At 69.3% G+C, this 19443-nt stretch carries 21 protein-coding genes; 14 read left to right on the top strand and 7 right to left on the bottom strand.

The genetic code is table 11. The features are described 5' to 3' along the window. On the bottom strand, positions 1 to 228 hold the full coding sequence (gene thiS, locus ACFHNC_RS18175; protein WP_437170653.1) for a sulfur carrier protein ThiS: 228 nt from the start codon (positions 226 to 228) through the stop codon (positions 1 to 3). A gap of 159 nt (positions 229 to 387) precedes the next feature. Between thiS and ACFHNC_RS18170 the strand changes: the two genes are divergently transcribed. The 5 genes from ACFHNC_RS18170 (at position 388) to aat (ending at position 4815) form a co-directional block, all read left to right on the top strand. Next, positions 388 to 1698: an alpha/beta hydrolase family protein gene (locus tag ACFHNC_RS18170; protein ID WP_437170652.1), complete on the top strand. Its 1311-nt coding sequence runs from the start codon at positions 388 to 390 to the stop codon at positions 1696 to 1698. A 118-nt stretch (positions 1699 to 1816) separates the two neighbouring features. After that, positions 1817 to 2272, top strand: a complete 456-nt coding sequence (aroQ, locus tag ACFHNC_RS18165; protein ID WP_437170651.1) for a type II 3-dehydroquinate dehydratase — start codon at positions 1817 to 1819, stop codon at positions 2270 to 2272. After that, entirely contained in the window at positions 2272 to 2730 is a 459-nt protein-coding gene (accB, locus tag ACFHNC_RS18160) for an acetyl-CoA carboxylase biotin carboxyl carrier protein (protein ID WP_437170650.1), read from the top strand. The genes aroQ and accB overlap by 1 nt, the downstream gene beginning before the upstream one ends. Next, positions 2730 to 4073: an acetyl-CoA carboxylase biotin carboxylase subunit gene (gene accC / locus ACFHNC_RS18155; protein ID WP_437170649.1), complete on the top strand. Its 1344-nt coding sequence runs from the start codon at positions 2730 to 2732 to the stop codon at positions 4071 to 4073. The genes accB and accC overlap by 1 nt, the downstream gene beginning before the upstream one ends. Before the next feature lie 115 nt (positions 4074 to 4188). After that, the gene (aat, locus tag ACFHNC_RS18150) at positions 4189 to 4815 is read left to right on the top strand and encodes a leucyl/phenylalanyl-tRNA--protein transferase (RefSeq protein ID WP_437170700.1); all 627 of its coding nucleotides are present in this window, start codon (positions 4189 to 4191) and stop codon (positions 4813 to 4815) included. A gap of 23 nt (positions 4816 to 4838) precedes the next feature. Here aat and ACFHNC_RS18145 read toward each other — a convergent pair whose 3' ends face one another. From ACFHNC_RS18145 to ACFHNC_RS18130, 4 genes are read right to left on the bottom strand one after another with little or no spacing between them, the layout of a single operon-like run. After that, positions 4839 to 5201 carry a DUF2155 domain-containing protein gene (locus ACFHNC_RS18145; RefSeq protein WP_437170648.1) on the bottom strand — a complete coding sequence of 121 codons (363 nt, stop codon included), beginning with the start codon at positions 5199 to 5201 and terminating at the stop codon, positions 4839 to 4841. After that, the gene (locus ACFHNC_RS18140; protein ID WP_437170647.1) at positions 5198 to 5413 is read right to left on the bottom strand and encodes a hypothetical protein; all 216 of its coding nucleotides are present in this window, start codon (positions 5411 to 5413) and stop codon (positions 5198 to 5200) included. The genes ACFHNC_RS18145 and ACFHNC_RS18140 overlap by 4 nt, the downstream gene beginning before the upstream one ends. After that, positions 5410 to 5931 (bottom strand): outer membrane lipid asymmetry maintenance protein MlaD, encoded by a 522-nt coding sequence (gene mlaD, locus ACFHNC_RS18135; protein WP_437170646.1) that lies wholly within the window; start codon positions 5929 to 5931, stop codon positions 5410 to 5412. The genes ACFHNC_RS18140 and mlaD overlap by 4 nt, the downstream gene beginning before the upstream one ends. A 43-nt stretch (positions 5932 to 5974) precedes the next feature. Beyond that, positions 5975 to 6331 (bottom strand): NADH-ubiquinone oxidoreductase subunit NDUFA12 family protein, encoded by a 357-nt coding sequence (locus ACFHNC_RS18130; RefSeq protein WP_437170645.1) that lies wholly within the window; start codon positions 6329 to 6331, stop codon positions 5975 to 5977. A 180-nt stretch (positions 6332 to 6511) separates the two neighbouring features. Here ACFHNC_RS18130 and ACFHNC_RS18125 point away from each other — a divergent pair, with 180 nt between their 5' ends. From ACFHNC_RS18125 to ACFHNC_RS18085, 9 genes are all read left to right on the top strand, one after another. After that, positions 6512 to 8044, top strand: coding sequence for a TSCPD domain-containing protein (locus ACFHNC_RS18125; protein WP_437170644.1), 1533 nt, complete (start codon positions 6512 to 6514; stop codon positions 8042 to 8044). A gap of 124 nt (positions 8045 to 8168) precedes the next feature. Beyond that, on the top strand, positions 8169 to 8633 hold the full coding sequence (locus ACFHNC_RS18120; RefSeq protein WP_437170643.1) for a RidA family protein: 465 nt from the start codon (positions 8169 to 8171) through the stop codon (positions 8631 to 8633). A 39-nt stretch (positions 8634 to 8672) separates the two neighbouring features. Next, positions 8673 to 9824, top strand: a complete 1152-nt coding sequence (locus tag ACFHNC_RS18115) for a GNAT family N-acetyltransferase (RefSeq protein ID WP_437170699.1) — start codon at positions 8673 to 8675, stop codon at positions 9822 to 9824. Between the two features lies 1 nt (position 9825). Beyond that, the gene (locus ACFHNC_RS18110; protein ID WP_437170642.1) at positions 9826 to 10704 is read left to right on the top strand and encodes a DMT family transporter; all 879 of its coding nucleotides are present in this window, start codon (positions 9826 to 9828) and stop codon (positions 10702 to 10704) included. Between the two features lie 9 nt (positions 10705 to 10713). Then, complete coding sequence (locus tag ACFHNC_RS18105) at positions 10714 to 12771, top strand: DNA/RNA helicase domain-containing protein (protein ID WP_437170641.1); 2058 nt, start codon at positions 10714 to 10716, stop codon at positions 12769 to 12771. Between the two features lie 8 nt (positions 12772 to 12779). Then, complete coding sequence (locus tag ACFHNC_RS18100) at positions 12780 to 13649, top strand: endonuclease/exonuclease/phosphatase family protein (RefSeq protein WP_437170640.1); 870 nt, start codon at positions 12780 to 12782, stop codon at positions 13647 to 13649. 28 nt (positions 13650 to 13677) lie between these two features. Then, the gene (locus ACFHNC_RS18095) at positions 13678 to 14898 is read left to right on the top strand and encodes an MFS transporter (RefSeq protein WP_437170639.1); all 1221 of its coding nucleotides are present in this window, start codon (positions 13678 to 13680) and stop codon (positions 14896 to 14898) included. A gap of 8 nt (positions 14899 to 14906) precedes the next feature. Continuing rightward, positions 14907 to 15788, top strand: a complete 882-nt coding sequence (locus ACFHNC_RS18090; protein ID WP_437170638.1) for a polyphosphate kinase 2 family protein — start codon at positions 14907 to 14909, stop codon at positions 15786 to 15788. Positions 15789 to 15799: 11 nt separating this feature from the next. Further along, on the top strand, positions 15800 to 16633 hold the full coding sequence (locus ACFHNC_RS18085) for an alpha/beta hydrolase (protein WP_437170637.1): 834 nt from the start codon (positions 15800 to 15802) through the stop codon (positions 16631 to 16633). A 2-nt stretch (positions 16634 to 16635) separates the two neighbouring features. On the opposite strand, the gene ACFHNC_RS18080 is transcribed toward ACFHNC_RS18085, so the two are convergent. Together ACFHNC_RS18080 and clpA are read right to left on the bottom strand one after the other, a co-directional pair. Continuing rightward, on the bottom strand, positions 16636 to 16977 hold the full coding sequence (locus ACFHNC_RS18080; protein ID WP_437170698.1) for a carboxymuconolactone decarboxylase family protein: 342 nt from the start codon (positions 16975 to 16977) through the stop codon (positions 16636 to 16638). A gap of 104 nt (positions 16978 to 17081) precedes the next feature. Next, entirely contained in the window at positions 17082 to 19436 is a 2355-nt protein-coding gene (clpA, locus tag ACFHNC_RS18075; protein WP_437170636.1) for an ATP-dependent Clp protease ATP-binding subunit ClpA, read from the bottom strand. Positions 19437 to 19443 lie beyond the last annotated feature (7 nt).

Here is a 19443-nt window from a genome sequence, read left to right as displayed (position 1 = left end):
TCAGCCACCCCCGATGAAATGCACGATCTCGAGCCGGTCGCCCTCGACGAGGGGGGTCGTGGCCCAGGCGGAACGCGGCACGATCTCCAGGTTGCGTTCCACTGCCACCTTGGGCGCGGCCAGGCCGATCAGCGCCAGCAGCTCGGCCACGGAAGCGCCCTGCGGCACCTCCCGGCGCTCGCCGTTCACCTCGACCCCGATCCGCGTCGTCGTTGTGCTTTCCGTCATGGGGCGAAGATGGCGGGGGTGGCGATGCCGGACAAGACGCAGCGGTTGCAAGGCTGGCATCGGCCTGGGTCTGGGGCACAGCTGGGGGTTTTGCAACCAGTGGTTGCGCTGACCCAGCATGCCAGTTACTTGCGTTAGAGTTTCGACACGAGGAACGCCATGACCGATGCCAAGCCGACCGGCACTGCCGAGCCCCTGTCCCAGGCGCCATCGGCAGGCATCCCGCGGCGACAGGCCGCTGCGGGCCTCACGCTCGGTGCCCTGGCGCTGGCCGCCACGGCGAAGCCCGCTGCCGCCCAAGGCGCGACCCAGGGCGTGACCCAGGGCGCGGATGCCGTTCAGCACGTGCCAGGCGGCATCAGCTACCGGTTGATCGGCCGCTGGGACACGGCGCGGCTGAACCGGAACCTCACCACGGACACGCCCGCCTTTTCAGGCTTCCAGGTGACCTACACCCCGGCCAGCACCGGGGTTCGGCTGTACCGGATCAGCTACCCGACCGTATCGCCGGAACGCGGCAACCGCCCTGTGGTGCTCACCGGCCTGCTGGCGGTGCCGGAGGATGCGCCGCCGCGGCTGCCGCTGGTGTCCTACCAGCACGGCACAGTCTACGGGAAACAGGAGGTGCCCTCCTTCCCCGAGACCTCGCCCGAGACGCAGTTGATGATCGCGCAATTTGCCGGCCAGGGCTACGCGCTGATCGGTGCCGACTACATCGGCATGGGCGAATCGACCGAGCCGCAGGGCTTCATGGTCAAGGGCAGCCACCAGCAGGCGACCGCCGACCTCATCCCCGCCGCGCGCGCGGTGATGCAGGCGCTCGGGCTGACCGATACCGGGCTTTTCCTGTCCGGCTGGTCGCAGGGCGGCTGGGTGACCATGGCGCTGCTGGAGCGGCTGGAGGCGATCGGCATGCCGGTGCAGGCAGCCGCCACCGCCAGCGCGCCGATCGATCTGTGGCTGTCGCTGAACGGCTTCCTGAACTTCCCGCGGCCGATCGACGCGCCCTGGACCACGACGCTGTTCATCCTGGCGTCCTTCTCCTTCGAGAATTACTACGGGGTGCCCGGGCTGGCGCGATCGATCCTGAAGCCGGCGCATTACGACTTGTCGCTGCGCGCCTATCAGGGCCTGCCCTTCGACCCGGCGCAGGTGCCGACGAAGCTGCGGGACCTGGTGGAGGATGCCTATTTCGACACGCGATTCTTCGCCGAATCCGCCTTCGGGCGGCAAATGGCGGCGAATCACGGCTATCGCTGGGTGATCCGCACGCCGGTCCGCAACCATTACGGCGAGATGGATGAGGCGATCACAACCGGTGTCGGCCGGCTGGCCATGAATTTCCAGGCGGCGATGGGGAATGACAAGGTCGAGGCGATCTCCGCCGGCCCCGACGCCACCCATCGCGGCACCTTTGCGCGCTCCGTCCCGGCCTGGAAAAGCTGGTTCGACCAAATGGCGGCGCGCTGATCGCGGGCGAGCCAGGGGGCGGGCCAAGGGGCGGGCCAGGGGGCGGGGCCCACCTCGGCTTGCCCCTGCGGATCGTGACGTGCTAGCCGGGGCGTCCCTGAAAACCTGGGACTCCCCCGTGAACCCGCCGCTGATCGTCGTCCTGAACGGCCCGAACCTGAATCTGCTCGGCACGCGCCAGCCCGAGATCTACGGCGCCGCGACGCTGGATGATGTGGAGGCGCTCTGCGCCGAGACGGCGGAACAGCTCGGCCTGGCGATCGATTTCCGCCAGACCAATGGCGAGGGCGAGTTGATCACCTGGGTGCAGGAATGCCGCGGCCGCGCCGCCGGCATCATCATCAACCCGGCCGGCTACAGCCATACCTCCATCGCCCTGATGGATGCGCTGAAGGCGACCGACCTGCCGATCATCGAGGTCCATATTTCCAACATTCACCGCCGGGAGGAATTCCGGCATCTGAGCTACGTGTCCAAGGCGGCGACCGGCGTCATCGCGGGGCTCGGCATCGGCGGCTATGCGCTGGCGCTGCAGGCCATCGCGGACCTCGTGGCCGAAGAAGGAGAGCCCTGATGTCGGGCGTGCAATTCGACGCGGCGGCGATTCGCGAACTCGCCAAGATCCTGCGGGAGACCGATCTCACCGAGATCGAGCTGGTGGAGAAGGACAGCCGTATCCGCGTGGCGCGGCAGATCACCGTGACGCAGGTGGCGCATCTGCCGGCCGGCGCCGCGCCGATGGTCGCCGCGCCGGTTGCCGCTGCCGTGGTGGCGGAGCCCGTTTCGGACGCCGCGCATCCGGGGCTGATCGCCTCCCCCATGGTGGGCGTGGCCTATCTTGCGCCGGAGCCGGGGGCGGCCGCCTTCGTGACGGTAGGCGCCAAGGTCAGCCAGGGCCAGACCCTGATGCTGATCGAGGCGATGAAGACCTTCAACCAGATCCGCGCGCCGCGTGCCGGCACCGTCACCCGCATCCTGGTTGAGGGCGGGTCGCCGGTGGAATACGGCGAGCCGTTGATGATCATCGAGTGATGTTCAAGAAGGTCTTGATTGCCAACCGCGGCGAGATCGCGCTGCGGGTGCATCGCGCCTGCCAGGAAATGGGCATCCGAACCGTCGCCGTGCACTCCACCGCGGACAACACCGCGATGCATGTGCGCCTGGCGGATGAGAGCGTCTGCATCGGCCCGCCCTCGGCCCGCGACAGCTACCTGAACATGGCGGCGATCCTGTCGGCGGCGGCGATCACCGGGGCGGAAGCGATCCATCCGGGCTACGGCTTCCTGTCCGAGAACGCCAACTTCGCCGAGATGGTCGAAGCGCATGGCCTGGCCTTCATCGGCCCGACGGCGGCGCATATCCGGATGATGGGCGACAAGATCGCGGCCAAGGACGCCATGCGTGGCCTCGGCGTGCCGCTGGTTCCCGGCTCGCTCGGCGCGTTGGACAGCTTCGAGGAAGCCCGCGCGGTGGCCGAGGAGATCATGTACCCGGTGCTGATCAAGGCCGCCGCAGGTGGTGGCGGGCGCGGCATGAAGGTGGCGCGTTCGGCGGATGAGCTGGAGGAAGCTTGGCGCGTCGCGCGCACGGAATCCAAGGCCGCCTTCGGCGATGACAGCGTCTATATGGAAAAATACCTGGACCGTCCGCGACATATCGAGCTGCAGGTCATGGCCGACATGCACGGCAACGTGGTGCATTTCGGCGAGCGTGACTGTTCCCTCCAGCGCCGCCACCAGAAGCTGGTGGAGGAGGCCGGCAGCCCGGTACTGACGGCCGATGAGCGGGATGCGCTCGGCGCCCAGGTCACCAAGGGTCTGCGCCAGCTCGGCTACCGCAATGCCGGCACGCTGGAATTCCTGTGGCAGGACGGCCAGTTCGCCTTCATCGAGATGAACACCCGGCTTCAGGTGGAACATCCGGTGACGGAGATGGTCTGCAATGTGGACCTGGTGAAGGAACAGCTGCGCGTCGCCGCCGGCGAACCGCTCGGCTACACGCAGGACGACATTCGCTTCTCCGGCCACGCCATCGAATGCCGCATCACGGCGGAAGACCCCGAGACCTTCGTGCCGAACCCCGGCCGGGTCGACATGTACCACGCGCCAGGTGGCCTCGGCGTGCGGGTCGATAGCGCGCTGTATTCCGGCTACACGGTGCCGCCGAACTACGACAGCCTGGTGGCCAAGCTGGTGGTACATGGCCAGACGCGGGCGGAGGCGATCGCCCGGCTGAAGCGGGCGCTGGCGGAAATGGTGATCTCCGGCATCAAGACCACGCTGCCGCTGCACCAGCGCATCGTGGCGGACCCGGAATTCCAGGCTGGCGACTACACCATCCATTGGCTGGAGAAGTTCGTGGCCCGCCAGGGGTAGCCGCAGCCTGAACCTTTCCTGACATGGCTTGAAACAGGCTGCCCTCGTGATGCCGCAGTGAATACCCCATACTTGGCGGGTGAGCAGACGCCAGTTCGAGATCACCCCTGACCTGATGCTCCGCGCCTACCGGGCGGGGCTTTTCCCCATGGCCGAGACGCGACGCGGGGACCGGCTGTACTGGCTGGACCCGGAACTGCGCGGCGTGTTGCCGCTGGACCGTTTCCACCTGCCGCGCCGGCTGCGCCGCACCGTGCTGTCCGGCGCCTACACCATCACCACCAACCGGGACTTCCACGGCGTCATCTCCGCCTGCGCCGCCCCGGATGAGGGGCGGGAGGACACCTGGATCAACCCGGAGATCGAGCGCCTGTTCGGCGCCCTGCACCGCATGGGCCACGCCCATTCGGTGGAGGCCTGGCTGCCGGGCGAAGGCGGGCCACAACTGGCCGGCGGGCTGTACGGCGTGGCACTCGGCGGCGCCTTCTTCGGAGAGAGCATGTTCAGCCGGGCGCGCGATGCCTCGAAGGTCGCGCTGGTGCATCTGGTGGCGCGGCTGCGGCTGTTCGGCTTCACCCTGCTGGACGCGCAATTCCAGACCGCCCACCTGGCGCAGTTCGGCTGCCGGGAAGTGCCGCGCCAGGCCTATAAGCGCCTGCTGTCTGAGGCGGTGGAGGAACAGGGCGTCTGGCGGGATACGGTGGCGCCGGAGGCGGTGATGGTGGAAATCCACCGGCTGTAAAGCTGCGCTACTGCGAAGCCGGGCTACTGGGCGCGGCATTCCAGGATGCGAATGTCATAGACCGGGTGCAGCAGCATGTTCACGCCCGGCGCCTCGGCGAACATCCAGCCGCGGAAGACCGGGTTCTGTTCCGCCGGCAGACGGCTGTCGCTGATCTCCATCCAGGCGGCGGCATCCGGCACCTCATCCGGCGGGCGGCCATGGCAGGCACGGACGGTGATTGTCAGGCTGCCGAAACGCTCCGGCTGGTTCAGCGCGGCCCGCAGCACGGTGATGCGCGCGGTCACCTTGTCCAGCGCCTGCAGCACGGCCAGCCGCCGCGGCTGCCATTCCTGGGCGAGGGCCGGCGTCGCGACCAGCAGGAAAGCCAGAACTAGCCTGATCATGGCCGCTTGGGGCTCGGCAGCGCGGCGACCAGATCGGCCAGCACCTTGCGCATCGCGGTCTCATCAACCCCCATCAGCACGGCATCCTCGAAGGCGTCGCGCAGCACCTGGGCGGCTTCGCGGTGGTTCTCGGCCAGCACCTTCAGCTTCTCCCGGCAGGACAGGGGCGCGCCATCCGGGCCGGGCCAGTTGGCCGGCGGCTCCAGGCTCATGGCTGCGCTGGGGTGCCGAGGCTCGGCGCGGCGGGCCCCGCCTCATTGCGGTTGGCCGCGGCGGGTGCTTCCGTCATCGAGAAGATGAACCGGCCCAGCAGGCTTTCCAGGCTGATGGCGGATTGGGTGATGGTGATTTCCCCGCCATCGGCCAGGATCCGGTCCGACCCGCCGGGCACGAGCGAGACGAAGCGCCCGCCGAGCAGTCCCTCACTGGCAATTTCGGCGGAGCTGTCGGAGGGCATCTGCAGGCTGGCATCGATCCGCATGGTCAGCACGGCGAGGAAGGTCTGCGGGTCGATCCGCTGGTCTACCACGCTACCGACCTTCACGCCCGCCACGCGCACATCGGCCCCGGGCGCCAGCCCGTCGATCCGGTCGAACTTGGCCGATAGGGTCAGGCCAGGGCCGGAGAAGCCGCCGCGGCCGCTGTTGTTCAGCGCGTAGAACAGGAAGCCGCCGGCCACCAGCAGCACCAGGGCGCCGGCCATGATCTCGGCGAAGGAACGAGCCTTCATGGATGCGAAGTCCGTTTCAGTCGATTCATTACGATCCCGGCCATCAGGATCCGGGGGTCCAGGCTTCGTAGTCGCCGGTCGTCACCTGGCGGCGGCCGCCGGAATAGTCATGGCCGGCGGGGTGCCAGGCCAGCGCGGTGCCGGTCGGGTTCGGGCGGTGCTCGGCGATCCAGGGATAGCGCTTTTCCTCCGTCATCGGGATGGCGGTGGTGTGGTGCAGCCAGCCATGCCACTCCGGGGGCACGGAGGTCGGGTCCGGGGCGCCGGCAAACATTACCCAGCGGCGCTTGCGGCCGTATTGCAGATAGTCCCGCCGGGACTCGTGATAGGTGTTGCCGAAGCGGTCCGTCCCGATCTTGCGACCGGACAGGGCAGTGGTCAGGCGCATCATCAGCGACATGTGCGGTCCTTGGTCACGGCCCGGGAGAAGGCCGCCCCAGCATCTGAGGGAGCCTCCAGTTTCGCACAACCGGCCCGGCCACGCAAAACCCCGTGTTGTCCACAGGATGTTGCGTGTTGCCGCGCATTCGACCACCAGATACGGCTTCCGCCGCGTCGCCGGGGCCTCTAGGCTCCCGCCATGACAATATGCGCTGGAACGCTGTGGGATCAGGTCGGATTGTGGCGTGTGCGCGCCGCGCCGGACCCTGATTCCGCGCCTCGCCCGATTGCCCTGCCCGTCGCCTGGGATGAACAGGCGGCGGAGGCGTTGGCGGCGCTGGCCCCCGGCAGCGGCCCGGTGCTGTTCCCGAAGCTGGCGGAGGGCTGGATCAGCCGGCTGGCGTTGCGGGGGCGGGAACTCAACGTGCTGGCCGATGCGGCAGAACAGGACGGCTTCGCCCATGCGCTGCGCGCCCTGCTGCTGTCCCGCCGCGGCGCGCCCGGTGCCTCGATCTGGCGCGGGGAGGCGCGCGGCGGCGCCCGCTTCGTGCTGAACCTGCCCGCCTTCCTGGATGCGGAGGGTGGCTTCGACGCGCAGGGCTATGCCGCCGCGGTGGCGCTGGCGGTGCGGGCGCTGGATATCTGGACCGGCGCCAAGGCACCGCGGCTTTGCGTGGGCTTCGCCGATCTCGCCGGGCTGCTGGCCAGCCTGGGCCTGCGCTATGGCAGCGCGGAGGCGCGCGCCGTGGGGGCTGCCGTCGCGGCGTTGACGCGCGGCGCGGCGGAGGCCGAGTCGGGCCGCTTGGCGGAACTGCTCGGCGCCCGCGAACCGCTGGCGCTGTTCGCCCCGTCACCGCCCGGCGCCACGGTGGTGCCTGGCCTCGCCGAGGCCGCCCGCGCCGCGCTGGATGCCGCCGCCAGCAGCCTGGGGCTGCGGCACCAGGCGCTGGTGGCGCTCAGCGCGCCGGATGCGGTCGAGGGCTTGCTGGGGGCGGAGACAGGCGGCCTCGCCCCGGCCCCTGGCGCAACCCGCCTGGCGCTGGACCAGCATGGCTGGGTGGCGGAGGTTCCGAGCCGTGCCGCGCTGCGCATCGGCCGCGCGGCGGCGGAGGCGCTGCTGGCCCCGGTGCCGGATGCCGACTGGCGCGCCATGGCGCAGGCCGCGGCCCCCTTCCTGCATCTGCCCCCGCCGATGCCGGTGGCAGACGCCGCACCCGCCCGCGCCGCGCCGCCGCTGCCGGACCGCGTGGCGAGCCAGCCGCTGCGCCCCTCCGGCTCCGTCTGGCGGGTCTCGGTGGGCGGGCACAAGGTAGTTCTGCGGACGGCGGAGGACCAGCAGGGCCGGCTCTCCGAGGTCACCATCGCGCTGACCAAGGAATCCGCCGCCTATCGCAGCCTGATGGATGCGATGCTGCAGGCGGTCTCGATCGGGCTGGCTTCCGGCGTGAAGCTCGACAGTTTCATCGAGGCCTATGCCTATACCCGCTTCGGCCCGGCCGGCGCAGTGGAGGGCGATCCGGCCATTCGGCGTGCGACATCGGTGCTGGATTGGGCGTTCCGGCGGCTGGCGCTGGATTACCTCGGGCGGCGCGACCTCGGCGATCCGTCCGAGGAGGATTGCGCGCCGGATGCGACGGGGCATGCGGCGGAACAGCTTCCCCTGTTGCCGATGGATCTGCCCTCCGCCCCCGCGCCACGGGTGCGGCGGCGGCAGTTGAAGCTGGTGGGGTAGAAGGGGCGCCTAGGCCTCCCTCTCGACCCTCCCCCACCAGTGTGGGGGAGGGAGATCGGGCACTTCCCTCCCCTGCGCAGCGGCGATCAGCCCGAGCCTCCCGTTTCAGAACAAGGACCCCACCATGCCCGGCACCGTCGACGCCACCCTCCAGAAGCTCGGCATCACCTTGCCGCAGGCGCCCGCGCCAGTGGCGAACTACATCGGCTTCAACCTGGTAGGGAACCTGCTGGTCGTCTCCGGCCAGATCCCGCTGGTGGATGGCAAGATCAGCACCACCGGCAAGCTCGGCGCCGGCGTGTCCATCGAGGAGGGGCAGGCCGCGGCGCGGACCTGCTTCATCAATCTGGTAGCGCAGGTGAAGGCGGCGGTGGGAAATCTGGACCGGGTGAAGCGCGTCGTGCGCCTCGGCGGCTTCATCGCCTGCGGGCCGGATTTTCATCAGCATGCGCTGGTGATGAATGGCGCCTCCGATATGGCGGTGGCGGTGTTCGGGGAGGCGGGGCGGCATGCGCGCAGCACCATCGGCGTGCCCTCCCTGCCCGGCGATGCCGCGGTGGAAGTCGAAGGCATGTTCGAGATCAGCTGAGGCATTGCGGCCGGCCGGGCGCGCCCAATTTTGACCGCCATGCCCGAACTCAGCCTATCCCTGCACCGCGCCATCGCGGACATCCCGCCGCTGGAGTGGGATGCCTGCGCGGGTGAGGGAAACCCCTTCGTCAGCCACGCCTTCCTGCTGGCGCTGGAGGAATCCGGCAGCACTGGCGGGCGCAGCGGCTGGCTGCCGCAGCATGCGGCGCTGCGGGATGAGGCCGGGCGACTGCTGGCCTGCGCCCCCTGCTATGCCAAATCACATTCCCAGGGCGAATACGTCTTCGACCATGGCTGGGCCGATGCCTATGAGCGTGCCGGCGGCCGCTACTACCCGAAGCTTCAGGTCGCCGCCCCCTTCAGCCCGGTGCCCGGCCCTCGGCTGCTGGTGCGGCCGGATGCGGGCATTGGGGTGGAGGCGCTGGCGCAGGGGCTGGTGCAGGCCTGCGGGCAGCTCGATCTGTCGTCGGTTCACTGCACCTTCTGCACGCCGGAGGAATGGGAGGCGCTGGGCGCAGCCGGCTGGCTGCAACGCATCGGCACGCAGTTCCATTGGTCCAATGGGGGCTATGCCAGTTTCGACGATTTCCTCGCTGCACTGGCCAGCCGGAAGCGCAAGCAGATCAAGCGCGAACGGCGCGATGCCGAGCAATCCGGCTTCGTGCTCAAGACGCTGCGCGGGCATGAGATCACGCCAAGGCATTGGGAGGCGTTTCACCGCTTCTACGTCTCGACCTCGGACAAGAAATGGGGCCGCAGCGCCTACCTGAAAAAGTCCTTCTGGCCATTGCTGGGTGATCGGCTGGGCGACCGCGTTGTGCTGATGATGGCGGAGCAGGATGGGGAGCCGGTAGCCGGCGCGCTGAACCTGCTGGGCGCGGATGCGCTGTATGGCCGCAACTGGGGCTGTCTGGTGGACGCGCCCTTCCTGCATTTCGAGCTGTGCTACTACCGCGCCATCGACTTCGCCATCGAGCACAAGCTGTCTCGCGTTGAGGCCGGCGCGCAGGGCGAACACAAGATCCAGCGCGGCTATATGCCGGTGCCGACCTACTCCGCGCATTGGATCCAGCACCCGGGCCTGCGCGCCGCGGTGGGGGATTTCCTCGACCGCGAAAGGCCGGCCATGCTGGCGGAGATCGAGGCGCTGGCCGAGATGTCGCCCTTCAAGCGCGAGGCCGAGGGGTAGCGTGCTGACGGCCTACGCGCAGCTTGCTGCCTCCATGGCGCTGGTTGGCGCCAATGTCGGCGTGGCGAAGCTGCTCGCGGCCTCCCTGCCCATCCCGATGATCGCCGGGCTGCGCTGCCTGTTGGCGGTGGCGGTGTTGTGGCCCCTGGCGCGGGCGATGGAAGGCCATGTGCGGCTGGACCGGCGCAGCCTGTGGAACTTGGCCTGGCAGGCGGCCTTCGGCACGGTGATCTACAATGCCGGGCTGCTGGCCGGGCTGCGGCTGACCACGGCACTGGAGGCGGGGCTGGTGCTGGCCACCCTGCCCGCCGTCGTCGCCATCGGCAGCGCGCTGTGGCTGCGGGAAAAGCTGCCGCCGCGGCAGTGGGCGGCGGTGGCGCTGGCGGCTTTCGGCATGGCGGCGATCACCCTGGCCCGCACGGGGGCGGAGGGCGCCGGCAACATGCTCGGCAACCTGCTGGTCTTCGGCGGGGTGTGCGGAGAGGCGATGTATGTGCTGCTGGCCAAGCGCATCGCCGGCCGCGTGCCGGTGGTGACGGCGAGCCTGTGGATGCAGGGCTTCTCCGTGCTGCTGCTGCTGCCGTTCTGCCTGCCGGTGCTGGGCAGCGTGGTGGCGCTGTCAGCGCCGGAGGTGGCGCTGCTGCTGGTGTTCCACAGCCTGACCACCAGCGTGATCTGCCTGCTGCTGTGGTACGCGGGCATGAAGCGCGCGCCGGCCGGCATCGCGGGCATTTTCACGGCGTTCCTGCCGGCAACGGCGGCGCTGGTGGCGGTGGGCTTTCTGGGCGAGGAATTTTCCGCGGTGCATGGGGCGGGCTTCGTGCTGCTGACGGGGAGCATGCTGCTGGCCACCTGGCCAAGCCGGAGGCGGAACGTCTAGGTTGCACCGATGCGCGCCTGGTTCGCCTGTACCGGTTCGGAACTGCTGGCACTAACGCCAGAGGCGGTGGCCAATTCCCTGGCCGCCAGCCAGATGTCCCGCCGCCTGTCCAGTGAACCGGCGCAGCTTCGCGCCTGGCAGGATCAGGTGCGGCTGTTGCAGGATTGCGTGCAGCACTGCGGCGGCCAGGCCTGGACCGTAGGGCTGGAATTCGACCTGCTGAGGCTGGAAAAGCGCATCGACACGGTGCTGCTGACCGAAAGCGCCATCCTTGTGCTGGAGTTCAAGATCGGCGCCCAGGCAATCAGCAATGCCGATCGCGCCCAGGTCTCCGACTACGCCGAGGATCTGCGGGACTTCCACGCCGGCAGCCGGCACCACCCGATTCAGCCCATCCTGGTCGCCACCGCCTGCGCCAGCCCCGCCACGCCGCAAATCCCGCTACCCATCCCCGGCGTGCTGCCAGTGGCGGAGGCCAATGCCGCGACGCTTCCCGGACTGCTCGCCACGCTGCGCGACGCCCTGCCCGGCCCGACGCTGGATGGCCGCGCCTGGCTCGCCGCGCCCTATCAGCCGGTGCCGAGCATCATCGAGGCGGCAGCCACCCTGTTCGCTCGCAACAGCGTGGCGGAGATCGCCGCCGCGCGCGCCGACACTGCGAACCTGACGCGCACCACCGCGGCGATCGAGGCGGCGCTGGACGCGGCGGCGGCGGAGGGTGCGCGGGTCGTGGTCTTCGTCACGGGAATTCCGGGCGCCGGCAAGACGCTGTGCGGCCTCAACGTGGTGTTCGGCGACCGGCGCCGCGTCGGCAGCGCCTTCCTCACCGGCAACAGCCCCCTCGTCGCCGTGCTGCGGGAGGCGCTGGCCTGCAATCGCGCGGGGATCGACCTGGCGCGTGGCCCCAGCGCGGATCCGGAGCGCCGGCGCCTCGCCCCGCGACTGCACAAGGCGCGGCATGAGGCCGAGGCGGCGCTGCAGAATGTGCATCGCTTCCTGGCCGACAATGCCGGCCGCGACGCGCCACCGGCGGAACGCGTGATTGTCTTCGACGAGGCGCAGCGCGCCTGGGACGCGGCGCAGGCAACGCGCGACACGCAGCGCCGCGTCAGCACCCTGCGGATGAGCGAGCCGGCCCATGCGCTGGAGATCATGGGACGGCATGATGGCTTCGCCGCCATCGTCGCACTGATCGGCAATGGGCAGGAGATCAACACTGGCGAGGCGGGTTTGCGCGAATGGGGCGCGGTGATCGCCGCCGCTCCCGGCTGGCGGGCCGTTGCCGCCCCACGGGTGCTGGAAGGCAACGAGCCGGCACAGCGCCTGGCGGAAGCCCAGGCCGATTGGCTGCGGCTGGACCCGGCGCTCGATCTCACCGTTTCGCTCCGCAGCGTGCGGTCGGAGGCCGCGGCGGGCTGGGTCGATGCCGTGCTGCGCGGCGCGGTGGCGGAAGCGCGGGCGGCCGCGGCCAGCGCGCCGGAGGGGCTGCCCTTCCTGCTGACCCGGTCTCTGGAGGACGCGCGCCAAGCCCTGCGCAGCCTCACGCCCGGGCTGCGGCGGGCCGGCTTCGTGCGATCCTCCGGCGCGCGTCGCCTGCGGGCGGAGGGGTTCGACGCGCAGTTGGTCGGTACGGAGGAGCCGGTCGCCTGGTTCCTGGAGCGCTGGCCGGATATCCGCGCCTCGGACGCGCTGGAAGTCGCCGCCACCGAATATGCCTGCCAGGGGCTGGAGCTGGACACGGTCGGTCTCGCCTGGGGCGGCGATTTCCGGCGCGTGGCGGGGCAATGGCAGGCGCGGCGCTTCGCGGGGGCTGGTTGGCAGGTGGTGCGCAGCCCGGCAGAGGCCGAATTCACCCGCAACACTTACCGCGTGCTGCTGACCCGCGCGCGCTATGAAACCGTGATCTGGGTGCCGCGCGGCAGCCAGCGCGAGGACCCCTTCCACGACCCGACCCGCGATGCGGCGGAGATGGATGCCATCGCCGATTTCCTCACCGACTGCGGCGCCCGCACGCTGCCCGCGCCCGCCCCAGCCGCGCGCGACACCGCCCCTGCCCTGCTGCTATAGCGCCCGCCATGCGCCGTATCCTGTTCGCCCTGTTCCTGCTGCTCGCCGCCCCAGCCAGCGCGCAGGAGATCAAGCTCGCCACCTGGAACATCGCCTGGCTGACGCTGAAACCCTCCGGCGACCCCAGCCTGCCGCGCAATGTCGAGGGCCGGACGGCGGAGGATTTTCGGCTGTTGCGCGACTACGCCAACCGCCTCGCGGCCGATGTGGTGGCCTTGCAGGAGATCGACGGGGAAGACGCCGCCGCGCGCATCTTCGACCCGGCCCGCTGGAGCATCCATCTGACGGATGAGGCCGACATCCAGCGCCCCGGCTTCGCCATCCGCCGCACCCTGCGCGTCACGCCGCAGCCCGATCTGCGGGCGCTGGACCTGCACCCGCGCGCCCGTTTCAGCCTGCGCCGCGGCGCCGACATCCTGGTGGAAGCGCCCGGCGGCGCCCGGATGCGCTTGCTGTCCGTGCATCTGGATGCCGGCTGCCGGGAGGATCCCTTCGGCCGCGACTCGAGCCGGGACTGCCAGCAACTCGAACGCCAGGCGCGCATCCTGGCCCAATGGGCCGCGGCGCGGGCGCGGGAGGGGGTGGGCTTCGCCATCCTCGGCGATTTCAACCGCCGCATGAGCGAGCAGGACGATTTCCTCTCGATCCTGGAGGAAGCGGCCCCGCTGGCGCGCCCGACCCAGGGCCTGTCCTCCCCCTGCTGGGCGGATAGCCGCGGCGGGCGGCCCTTCATCAGCCACGTCCTGCTCGGCGGCCCGGCGCGGGACTGGCTGGTGCCGCGCAGCCTGGCGGTGATGGTCTATGCCGAGCGGGCGCGGCGCTACCGGCAATCCCTGTCGGACCATTGCCCGGTGAGTGTTCGCCTGAACCTCCCCTGATCCGCGGCGCCGTGGCAGGATGGCGTCCATGCGCCAATTCGCCCGGATCACGCTTCCCCTCGCCGGGCTGAACTTCGTCAACCAGGCGTCCCGCACCATGATCGCGACCCTCGGGCCGCTGCTGGCGCTGGAATTCGCGCTGTCGGCCAGTGAGCTCGGGCTGCTCGCCGCGATGTTCTTCGCGGCCTATGCGGCAGCGCAATTGCCGGTGGGGCTGGCGATCGACCTATGGGGGTCGCGCCGGGTGCAGACGGTGCTGGGGCTGGTCGCGGCGCTTGGCTTTGCCATCTGCGCGCTGGCCAGCGGCCCCTATGGCTTGGCCTTCGGGCGGGTGGTGACGGGGGTGGGCATCTCCGCCGGGCTGATCGCCATGCTGAAGGTCAACACGCAATGGTACCCGCGCGACCGGGTGGCGGGGATGACGGGGCTTGGCGTGCTGGTCGGCTCGCTCGGCAGCATCGCGGCGACGGTGCCGGTGGCGCTGCTGGTGCCGGAGATCGGCTGGCGCGGCGTGTTCTGGGTGCTGGCGCTGATGTCGGTGGCGGTTGCCGCCTGGATCTGGGCCTCGGTGCCCGAACGGGGCCCGGGTGCCGCGCCGCCGCCACGCCGGGCGCTGGGCGCGGAGGTGGCGGAGTTCGGCCGGATCTTCCGCCACCCCACCTTCCGGCGCTTTGCACCTTCCGTCGCGCTGCTCTCGGCGATGAACTTCACCTATCAGGGCCTCTGGGCCGGGCCATGGCTGCGCGACGTGGCGGGGCTGGAGGACGCACCGCGCGCCATGCTCCTGCTGTGCTATGCGGCCGGGCTGATGGCCGGCAGCGTCGGCACCGGCCAAGCGGCGTCCCTGCTGCAACAGCGTGGCGGCCACCCGATGCTGGTGCCCTGGGCCGCCATGGCCGGGATCGCGGCGATGCAATTGGTGCTGATCGCGCAGCCGGTCGGCAACCTGGTGGTGCTCGGCGCGATCTGGTTCCTGTTCGCCCTGTTCAGCGCCGCGGGTCCGGCCGGCTATGCCGCGATCGGCCAGCGTTTCAGCGCGGAACTGGCCGGGCGGGTGGCCACCGCCATCAACGTCACCATGTTGGCGCTGGTGTTCTTGCTGCAGAACGCCATCGGCTGGATCCTGGATCTGTGGCCACGCACGGAAGCCGGCGGTTGGAATGCGGCGGGCTATGGCTGGGCGCTGGGGCTAACCCTGGCCTTGCAGGCGGCGGCGGCACTGCGGATGCTAAGGCCGGAAAAGGGATAGGGGTATCGATGGAAGATCGGATCGAGTCGGTGCTGTCCCGCTATCGGGTGGAGAAGGGCCAGGGCTTCCGCCTCAAGGACCACAAGCCGGATGACACAGCCGGCCTCGACATCAAGAAATCCGAATCCGCCGCCCTGCTGAAGCGCGGCGTGGAACTCCTGGCCACGCAGCAGGACATGCTCTACGCGCAGGATCGCTGGTCCGTGCTGTGCATCTTCCAGGCGATGGATGCGGCCGGCAAGGACGGCGCCATCAAGCATGTCTTCTCCGGCGTGAACCCGCAGGGCTGCCATGTGGTGTCCTTCAAGGCGCCCAATTCGATCGAGCTGGACCACGATTTTCTGTGGCGTCACGCCAAGTCGCTGCCGGCCCGGGGCCAGATCGGCATCCACAACCGGTCCTGGTACGAGGAAGTACTGATTGCGCGCGTCCACCCAGCCATCCTGGAAGCCCAGAAGCTGCCGCCCCGCCTGCGGACGGAGCGCATCTGGCAGGACCGGCTGGAGGATATCGCCGCCTATGAACGCTATCTCGGCCGGCAGGGCGTGGTGGTGCTGAAGTTCTTCCTGAACATCAGCCCCGAGGAACAGCGCCTGCGCTTCCTCAAGCGGATCAAGGAGCCGGAGAAGAACTGGAAGTTCAGCGCCAATGACGTGGCCGAGCGCCGGCACTGGGGCGACTACCAGGCCGCCTATGAAGCGGCGATTCGCGCCACCGCCACGCCGGACGCGCCCTGGTATGTGGTGCCGGCGGATCGCAAATGGTTCACCCGCCTGGTCGTCGCCGCGGCCATTGCCCGGGCGCTGGAATCGCTCGACCTGCACTACCCGGTGGTGACGGAGGCGCAGAAGCTGGCCCTGATCCAGGCGGGCGAGGAGCTGAAAGCCTGATCCGCCGCCGTGTGGCGCTGGCACTTCTGGCCGGCGCCTGTTCCCCGAACGACGTCGCCAACCTGGCCACGCCAGCGGGCGGGACCATGCTGCGGGAGGGGCTGCGCTACGGCCCGCTGCCCCGGCACCGGCTGGACCTGACGCTGCCGCCGATGCCCGTGGCCGGTACGCCGCTGGTGGTCTTCATCCATGGTGGTGGGTGGGAGGAAGGCAGTCGCGGCCAATACGCCTTCGTCGCCCGGCGGCTGGCCGCGCTGGGCATGGCGGTGGCCGTGCCGGATTACCGGCTGTGGCCGGAGGCGCGCTGGCCGGATTTCATCGAGGATGCCGCACGCGCCGTGGCCTGGTTGCGAAGCGCGCCGGACATGCCGCGCGGGCCACTTTTCGTCATGGGCCATTCCGCCGGGGGCTTCATCGCGGCCGCGCTGGCGCTGAACCCGCGCTGGCTGGAAGCGGCCGGGTTGCCGGGAGGGCGCGGGGCGCTCGCTGGCGGCATGCTGCTGGCCGCGCCGGTATCCTGGCAGCCAACGGATGAGCCGGTGGTGAGCATCTTTGCCAGCGCCCCCGGCGGGCGGATCGAGGCGGCGCCGGACCCCACGACCCTGACCGGCGCACCGCCCATGCTGCTGCTGCATGGGGAAGCGGATACCATTGTCGGCGCGCTGCATTCCCGCAACCTGGCCGCCGCGCTGCGCGCCAACCAGCGGCCGGTGCGGCTGCGGCTTTACGATGGCGTCGGCCATATCAGCATCATGACCGGCTTCGTCCCCGGCGCCGGGCTGCTGGGGCTGACAACGGCGCCGGTGGTGGCGGAGGTGCGGGATTTTGTCGCCGCGCCCGGGTAGCGCTACCCCTCGCCCGCCCCGTCCATCGCATCCAGCACATGCAGCGAATAGGTCAGCGCCGCGCCGGCATTCAGCGCGATGGCGACGCCGAGTGCCTCCGCGATCTCCGCCTTGGTCGCGCCGGCCGCCTTCGCCTTCCGCGCATGGGCGTCGATGCAGCCCTGGCAACGGGTCGTGACGGCGACGGCCAGGGCGATGAATTCGCGGGTCTTGGCATCGATGTGGGTCGTGGTGGAGGCGCCGCGGTTCAGGGCTATGAAGCCCTTCATCACCTCCGGATGCAGCGCGCCCAACTCCTTGCCGCGCTCCCGCAGCCCGGCGCTGTAGCCATCCCAATCCTCAATGCGCGTATCCGTCGTCACTGGTCTATCTCCCATTTAAACGCAGAAAGGTGTCCCCCCTTTCGGAGAGACACCTTCCCAACTTCGAACGCGGCAGCGTCCCGAAACTACTCGGCGGTTTCGGGTTCCTTTTCGGACTCGCCGTCGCCGCTATCCTCGGGCTTCGGCAGGGCCGGGGGGGCGGCTTCGAAATAGTCGAAGACCAACGCGCCGTCCTTGAGGCCGACCTTCACCGAGCCACCCTTCACCAGCTTGCCGAACAGCAGTTCTTCCGCCAGCGGCTTCTTCACCACTTCCTGGATCACCCGGCCCAGCGGGCGGGCGCCATACAGCGGGTCGTAGCCGCGCTCGGAGAGCCATTCGCGGGCCGCGGAGGACAGCTCGATTGTCACGTTGCGGTCGGCGAGCTGCGCCTCCAGCTGCATGATGAACTTGTCCACCACCCGGGCCACGATCTCGGGCGTCAGGCCGCCGAAGCCGATCACCGCATCCAGCCGGTTGCGGAATTCCGGCGTGAACAGCCGCTTGATCGCGTCCTCATCCTCCCCGGTGCGCTTGTCGCGCCCGAAGCCGATGCTGTTCTTCGCCATGTCGGAGGCGCCGGCATTGGTCGTCATGATCAGGATCACGTTACGGAAATCGACGGTCTTGCCGTTGTGGTCCGTCAGTTTCCCGTGGTCCATCACCTGCAACAGGATGTTGTACAGGTCCTGGTGCGCCTTCTCGATCTCATCGAGCAGCAGCACGCAATGCGGGTGCTGGTCGATGCCATCGGTCAGCAGCCCGCCCTGGTCGAAGCCGACATAGCCGGGCGGTGCGCCGATGAGGCGGGAGACGCTGTGACGCTCCATGTATTCCGACATGTCGAAGCGAATCAGCTCGATGCCGAGGGTTTTTGCCAATTGCTTGGCCACCTCGGTCTTGCCGACGCCGGTCGGGCCGCTGAACAAATAATTGCCGATCGGCTTCTCCGCATCCCGCAGCCCTGCGCGGGACAGCTTGATGGCGGCCGACAGCGCATCGATCGCCCTGTCCTGGCCGAACACCATCGCCTTCAGGTCACGCTCCAGGTTCCGCAGCGTTTCCTTGTCGTCCGAGCTGACGGATTTCGGCGGAATGCGGGCAATCTTGGCCACGATCTCCTCGACATCCTTCAGCGTCACCGTCTTCCGGCGCTTGCCCTCCGGCTGCAGCATGCGGGAGGCGCCGACCTCGTCGATCACGTCGATCGCCTTGTCCGGTAGCTTCCGGTCGTGGATGTACTTGGCCGAGAGCTCCACCGCGGCGCGGATGGCTTCCGGCGTGTAACGCACCTTGTGGTGCTTCTCGTAGTTGGTCTTGAGACCCTGGAGAATCTTGATCGCGTCTTCCAGGTTCGGCTCGTTCACGTCGATCTTCTGGAAGCGCCGGACCAGGGCGCGGTCCTTCTCGAAATGCTGCCGGTATTCCTTGTAGGTGGTGGAGCCGACGCAGCGCAGCGTGCCCTGGGCGAGCGCGGGCTTCAGCAGGTTGGAGGCATCCATCGCCCCGCCGCTGGTGGCGCCGGCGCCGATCACGGTGTGGATTTCGTCGATGAACAGGATGGAGCCGGGCTGTTGCTCCAGCTCATTCACCACGGCCTTCAGCCGTTCCTCGAAATCGCCGCGGTAGCGGGTGCCGGCGAGCAGGCTGCCCATGTCCAGCGCATAGATTGTGGACTTGGCCAGGACCTCGGGCACGTCACCCTCGATGATCCGCTTGGCCAGGCCCTCCGCGATCGCGGTCTTGCCGACGCCCGGATCACCCACATATAGCGGGTTGTTCTTGGTGCGGCGGCACAGGATCTGGATGGTGCGCTCGATCTCCGAGTCGCGGCCGATCAGCGGGTCGATCTTCCCGGCCTGGGCCTTCTTGTTCAGGTTGACGCAGTAGTTCGACAGCGCATCCTGGCCGCGCGGGGCGTTGCCGCGGGAGGGCTTCTCCTCCTTCTCGGAGGGCTCCTCCGGCGTTTGGGCACTGCCCTGCACGGGGCGGGAGGTGCTGCGGCCAGGCGCCTTGGCGATGCCGTGGCTGATGAAGTTCACCGCATCCAGCCGAGTCATGTCCTGCAACTGCAGGAAATACACCGCATGGCTTTCGCGTTCGGAGAACAACGCCACCAGCACATTTGCGCCCGAGACCTCGTCCCGGCCGGAGGATTGCACATGGATGGCGGCGCGCTGCACCACACGCTGGAAGCCGGCGGTAGGCTTGGCGTCCCCGGCGCGGTCGGAAACCAGGCCGGCGAGATCCTTGTCGAGGAATTCGGCCAGGTCGCGCTTCAGTTTCTCACTATCGACCCCGCAGGCGCGCAGCACGGTGGCGGCGTCCACGTCATCGGCAAGGGCAAGCAGCAAATGTTCGAGCGTTGCGTATTCGTGCCGGCGGTCATTGGCGAGGCCGAGGGCGCGGTGGAGCGTCTGCTCGAGGTTGCGGGACAGCATGGTCTGA

The organism is Falsiroseomonas sp. E2-1-a4 (assembly GCF_051433165.1).
Taxonomy (GTDB): Bacteria; Pseudomonadota; Alphaproteobacteria; order Acetobacterales; family Acetobacteraceae; genus Falsiroseomonas.
This window is presented reverse-complemented; position numbering and strand designations above follow the sequence as displayed.

Bases quoted from the DNA above. Each gene is read 5' to 3' on its own strand.
- thiS (WP_437170653.1), bottom strand. From the start codon at position 228: ATGACGGAAAGCACAACGACGACGCGGATCGGGGTCGAGGTGAACGGC.
- ACFHNC_RS18170 (WP_437170652.1), top strand. From the start codon at position 388: ATGACCGATGCCAAGCCGACCGGCACTGCCGAGCCCCTGTCCCAGGCG.
- accB (WP_437170650.1), top strand. From the start codon at position 2,272: ATGTCGGGCGTGCAATTCGACGCGGCGGCGATTCGCGAACTCGCCAAG.
- accC (WP_437170649.1), top strand. From the start codon at position 2,730: ATGTTCAAGAAGGTCTTGATTGCCAACCGCGGCGAGATCGCGCTGCGG.
- aat (WP_437170700.1), top strand. From the start codon at position 4,189: ATGCTCCGCGCCTACCGGGCGGGGCTTTTCCCCATGGCCGAGACGCGA.
- ACFHNC_RS18145 (WP_437170648.1), bottom strand. From the start codon at position 5,201: ATGATCAGGCTAGTTCTGGCTTTCCTGCTGGTCGCGACGCCGGCCCTC.
- ACFHNC_RS18140 (WP_437170647.1), bottom strand. From the start codon at position 5,413: ATGAGCCTGGAGCCGCCGGCCAACTGGCCCGGCCCGGATGGCGCGCCC.
- mlaD (WP_437170646.1), bottom strand. From the start codon at position 5,931: ATGAAGGCTCGTTCCTTCGCCGAGATCATGGCCGGCGCCCTGGTGCTG.
- ACFHNC_RS18130 (WP_437170645.1), bottom strand. From the start codon at position 6,331: ATGTCGCTGATGATGCGCCTGACCACTGCCCTGTCCGGTCGCAAGATC.
- ACFHNC_RS18125 (WP_437170644.1), top strand. From the start codon at position 6,512: ATGACAATATGCGCTGGAACGCTGTGGGATCAGGTCGGATTGTGGCGT.
- ACFHNC_RS18120 (WP_437170643.1), top strand. From the start codon at position 8,169: ATGCCCGGCACCGTCGACGCCACCCTCCAGAAGCTCGGCATCACCTTG.
- ACFHNC_RS18115 (WP_437170699.1), top strand. From the start codon at position 8,673: ATGCCCGAACTCAGCCTATCCCTGCACCGCGCCATCGCGGACATCCCG.
- ACFHNC_RS18105 (WP_437170641.1), top strand. From the start codon at position 10,714: ATGCGCGCCTGGTTCGCCTGTACCGGTTCGGAACTGCTGGCACTAACG.
- ACFHNC_RS18100 (WP_437170640.1), top strand. From the start codon at position 12,780: ATGCGCCGTATCCTGTTCGCCCTGTTCCTGCTGCTCGCCGCCCCAGCC.
- ACFHNC_RS18095 (WP_437170639.1), top strand. From the start codon at position 13,678: ATGCGCCAATTCGCCCGGATCACGCTTCCCCTCGCCGGGCTGAACTTC.
- ACFHNC_RS18090 (WP_437170638.1), top strand. From the start codon at position 14,907: ATGGAAGATCGGATCGAGTCGGTGCTGTCCCGCTATCGGGTGGAGAAG.
- clpA (WP_437170636.1), bottom strand. From the start codon at position 19,436: ATGCTGTCCCGCAACCTCGAGCAGACGCTCCACCGCGCCCTCGGCCTC.